Genomic DNA, 3544 nt, shown 5'->3' with positions numbered 1-3544 from the left:
GTGCCGGTGCGGCACTGGCGGCCGCCTCCACCGCGAGTGCCCCATTGACGGCGGCTGCGGGCGGCGCTGCGGCGGCAACCTCCTCGTGGACGCAGCGCCTCGGCCAGCGCCTGTCTGGCGTGTTCGGCCGCGCGCCGCACAGCCGGCCCGGCGCGGACTATCCGCTCGATCCCGCGCCGGCGCGCTAGGCCTAGCGGCCCTGCGGCAGCAGGCTCACATAATCGTGCATCGCGGTATGGACCGTCGACACGCGGTACTCCACCGGCTTGTCGCCGAAGCTGAGCGCGATGCGGTGCACCTGCAGCACTGGCTGGCCGCGCGGCAGGCCCAGGATGCGCGCGGCGTCCGTGTCGGCAGCGATGGCGCGCACCCGCTCGCGCGCGCGCAGCACGGTGATGCCGAATTCGCTCTGGTACAGGCTGTAGAGGGTGCCGGGGCGCGCGCGCAGGTGCTGCTCGGTCAGATTCTTGAACAGCGCCGCGGCCACCGTGATGCGGTCGTGCACCACCGCGCGGCCCGCCAGCGACAGGCGGTTGTCGATGCGGAACACCGCATCGCCGGCGGGGCGGTCCAGCGCGGCGGCCTCCATCTCGTCGGCCTTGCCGCGCGTGAAATCCACCAGCGTCACCTGCGGGTACTCGCGCTCGCCCGGCGCGTCCAGCGGCGCATCGGGCCGCAGCTCGACGTGGAAGAACTGGAACAGGAAGCGCTCGGCCGTGTGCGAGGTGACGTAGGTGCCGCGGCCCTGGCGGCGCACCAGCAGGTGCTCGTGCACCAGCTCGTCCACCGCGCGGCGCAGCGTGCCGATGCTCACGCCGAGCGCACGTGCGAGCCCGGTTTCGCTGGGCAGCGTGGCGCCCGGGCCGTAATGCCCGCATTCGATCAGCCGCTGCAGTTCGCGCTTGGCCTGCCGGTAGAGCGGCGCCCCGGCGCTGTTCGCGCCGGCGCGGCCCACCTTCGCCATGCGTGCCTTGGTGTCCATCCACGCAGTGTATGGCAGGGCCTGCAAGTCATCTAGATGACTTGTTTGACACCGCCGCGCACGGCTGGAAAACTGCCGCGCATGATTCATTTCATCCTTCACGATGCGCGCGATACCGTTGCCGTGGTGGTGGTCGAAGGCGTGAACGCCGGCGACCAGCTCACCGGCTGGATCATGGACGAGGACAAGACCCTCAGCCTGCCCGCGCGCCAGAACATCCCCATCGGCCACAAGATCGCGCTGCGCGACATGGGCGTGGGAGATACCGCCATCAAATACGGCCTGGAGATCGGCCGCGTCGTCTCGCCCATCCAGGCGGGCGAGCACGCACACGTGCACAACATCAAGACCCAGCGCTGGTAGCAGGTAGCAAGTAACTAGGGAAGCAGTATGGCCAACATCCATGGGGACACCACGTTCCTCGGTTATCGCCGTGAAAACGGCCGCGTCGGCGTGCGCAACCACGTCATCATCCTGCCGCTGGACGACCTGTCCAACGCCGCCGCGGAAGCCGTGGCGCACAACATCAAGGGCGCGCTGGCGATCCCGCATCCCTACGGGCGGCTGCAGTTCGGCGCCGACCTGGAGCTGCATTTCCGCACGCTGATCGGCGCGGGCTGCAATCCCAACGTCGCCGCGGTGGTGGTGATCGGCATCGAGGACAGCTGGACCAAGAAGGTGGTCGACGGCATCGCGACCACCGGCAAGCCGGTGTGCGGCTTCGGCATCGAAGGCCACGGCGACCACGAGACCATCATGCGCGCCAGCCGCGCGGCGCGCGAGTACGTGCAATGGGCCAGCGAGATCCAACGCCAGGCGTGCCCGATCTCCGAGCTGTGGGTGTCCACCAAATGCGGCGAGTCGGACACCACCTCCGGCTGCGGCTCCAACCCCGCGGTCGGCAACGCCTTCGACAAGCTGCACGGCATGGGCAACTACCTGTGCTTCGGCGAGACGACGGAACTCACCGGCGGCGAGCAGATCGTGGCGGCGCGCTGCGCCAGCGATGCGGTGCGCGAGCGGTTCATGTTCATGTTCGACCGCTACCAGCAGGTGGTGGAGCGCCACAAGACCTCGGACCTGTCTGACTCGCAGCCGACCAAGGGCAACATCGCCGGCGGCCTCACCACCATCGAGGAAAAGGCGCTCGGCAACATCCAGAAGATCGGCAAGCACTGCACCGTGGACGGCGTGCTGGACAAGGCGGAGATGCCCACGCATCCGGGCCTGTGGTTCATGGATTCGTCCAGCGCCGCGGCCGAGATGGTGACGCTGTGCGCGGCCTCGGGCTACGCGGTGCACTTCTTCCCCACAGGGCAGGGCAACGTGATCGGCAACCCAATCCTGCCGGTGATCAAGGTCTGCGCCAACCCGCGCACCGTGCGCCTCATGAGCGAGCACATCGACGTGGACGTGTCGGGCCTGCTGCAGCGCGAAATCACGCTGGACGATTCCGGCGACCGACTGCTCGAATGCATGCTGCGCACCGCCAACGGCCGCCTCACCGCCGCCGAGGCGCTGGGCCACCGCGAGTTCGTGATGACGCGCCTGTACGAATCGGCCTGATGGCGCGCATCGTCATCACCGAGTTCATGGACGGCCCGGCCGTCGCGCAGCTGCGCGGCGCGGGCCACGAGGTGGTGTACGAACCGCAGCTGGTGGACGATGCGGCGCGGCTCGCGCAGCTCGCGCAGGATTGCGACGCGCTGGTCGTGCGCAACCGCACCCAGGTGCGCGGCGCGCTGCTGGATGGGCTCGCGCGCTGCCGCGTCGTCGGCCGCCTGGGCGTCGGGCTGGACAACATCGACACGCAAGCCTGCGAGGCACGCGGCATCCGCGTGGTGCCTGCCACCGGCGCCAATGCGCTGAGCGTGGCCGAGTACGTGGTCACCGCCGCTCTGGTGCTGCTGCGCGGCGCCTTCCTGTCCACTGCCGCCGTGGCGTCGGGCCAGTGGCCGCGCGCGCAGCTGGGCACCGGGCGCGAGGCAGCAGGCAAGACGCTGGGCCTGGTCGGCTTCGGCTCCATCGGCCAGACCACGGCGCGCCTCGCGCAGGGGCTGGGGCTGCGCTTGATCGCCACCGACCCGGTTTTAGCTGCCGACGATCCGGCCTACGCGGCATTGGGCGTCGCGCCTGTGTCGCTTGAGGACCTGCTGCGCGATGCCGACGTCGTCAGCCTGCACGTTCCGCTGACCGACGGCACGCGCGGGCTGTTCGATGCGGCCCGCATCGCAAGCATGAAGCCCGGCGCGGTGCTGGTGAACACCTCGCGCGGCCACATCGTGGACCTGGCGGCGGTGGTCGCCGCGCTGGGTGAGCGGCGTTTGGGCGGCGCAGCCATCGACGTGTTCGACGACGAACCGCTGCCGGCCGGCATGGTGCCCGCCGATTGTCCCAACCTGATCCTGACGCCGCACATTTCCGGCGTCAGCCTGGAATCGAACGAGCGCGTGTCCGCGGTGATCGCCGAACGCGTGCTGGACCTGCTGAACGACACCGGAGCTGCCGATGGCGCGCGTCGCGTGGGATGAGGCCGTGCGGCTCGCCGCGGCGGCGCTGCGG

5 protein-coding genes are annotated in these 3544 nt (G+C 69.9%); 4 read left to right on the top strand and 1 reads right to left on the bottom strand.

All coding sequences use genetic code 11. The features are described from left to right. Window positions 1–188, top strand: a 188-nt coding sequence (locus H0U68_RS09080) for a hypothetical protein (RefSeq protein WP_296354791.1), incomplete at its 5' end; no start/stop codon positions are given. A gap of 2 nt (window positions 189–190) precedes the next feature. On the opposite strand, the gene H0U68_RS09075 is transcribed toward H0U68_RS09080, so the two are convergent. Further along, window positions 191–982, bottom strand: a complete 792-nt coding sequence (locus H0U68_RS09075) for a GntR family transcriptional regulator (RefSeq protein ID WP_296354790.1) — start codon at window positions 980–982, stop codon at window positions 191–193. Window positions 983–1063: 81 nt separating this feature from the next. Between H0U68_RS09075 and H0U68_RS09070 the strand changes: the two genes are divergently transcribed. The 3 genes from H0U68_RS09070 to H0U68_RS09060 are packed head-to-tail and all read left to right on the top strand — an operon-like array spanning window position 1064 to window position 3513. After that, window positions 1064–1345: a UxaA family hydrolase gene (locus H0U68_RS09070; RefSeq protein ID WP_296354789.1), complete on the top strand. Its 282-nt coding sequence runs from the start codon at window positions 1064–1066 to the stop codon at window positions 1343–1345. Between the two features lie 27 nt (window positions 1346–1372). Next, window positions 1373–2548: a UxaA family hydrolase gene (locus H0U68_RS09065; protein WP_296354788.1), complete on the top strand. Its 1176-nt coding sequence runs from the start codon at window positions 1373–1375 to the stop codon at window positions 2546–2548. Continuing rightward, a complete protein-coding gene (locus H0U68_RS09060; RefSeq protein WP_296354787.1) occupies window positions 2548–3513 on the top strand; it encodes a hydroxyacid dehydrogenase in 966 nt (321 codons plus the stop codon). The genes H0U68_RS09065 and H0U68_RS09060 overlap by 1 nt, the downstream gene beginning before the upstream one ends. Window positions 3514–3544 lie beyond the last annotated feature (31 nt).

The organism is Ramlibacter sp. (assembly GCF_013697775.1).
Lineage (GTDB): Bacteria > Pseudomonadota > Gammaproteobacteria > Burkholderiales > Burkholderiaceae_C > Ramlibacter.
The sequence above is the reverse complement of the archived record's forward strand: the minus strand, read 5'-3'. Positions and strand labels throughout refer to the sequence as shown.

Bases quoted from the DNA above. Each gene is read 5' to 3' on its own strand.
- H0U68_RS09060 (WP_296354787.1), top strand. From the start codon at position 2,548: ATGGCGCGCATCGTCATCACCGAGTTCATGGACGGCCCGGCCGTCGCG.
- H0U68_RS09070 (WP_296354789.1), top strand. From the start codon at position 1,064: ATGATTCATTTCATCCTTCACGATGCGCGCGATACCGTTGCCGTGGTG.
- H0U68_RS09065 (WP_296354788.1), top strand. From the start codon at position 1,373: ATGGCCAACATCCATGGGGACACCACGTTCCTCGGTTATCGCCGTGAA.
- H0U68_RS09075 (WP_296354790.1), bottom strand. From the start codon at position 982: ATGGACACCAAGGCACGCATGGCGAAGGTGGGCCGCGCCGGCGCGAAC.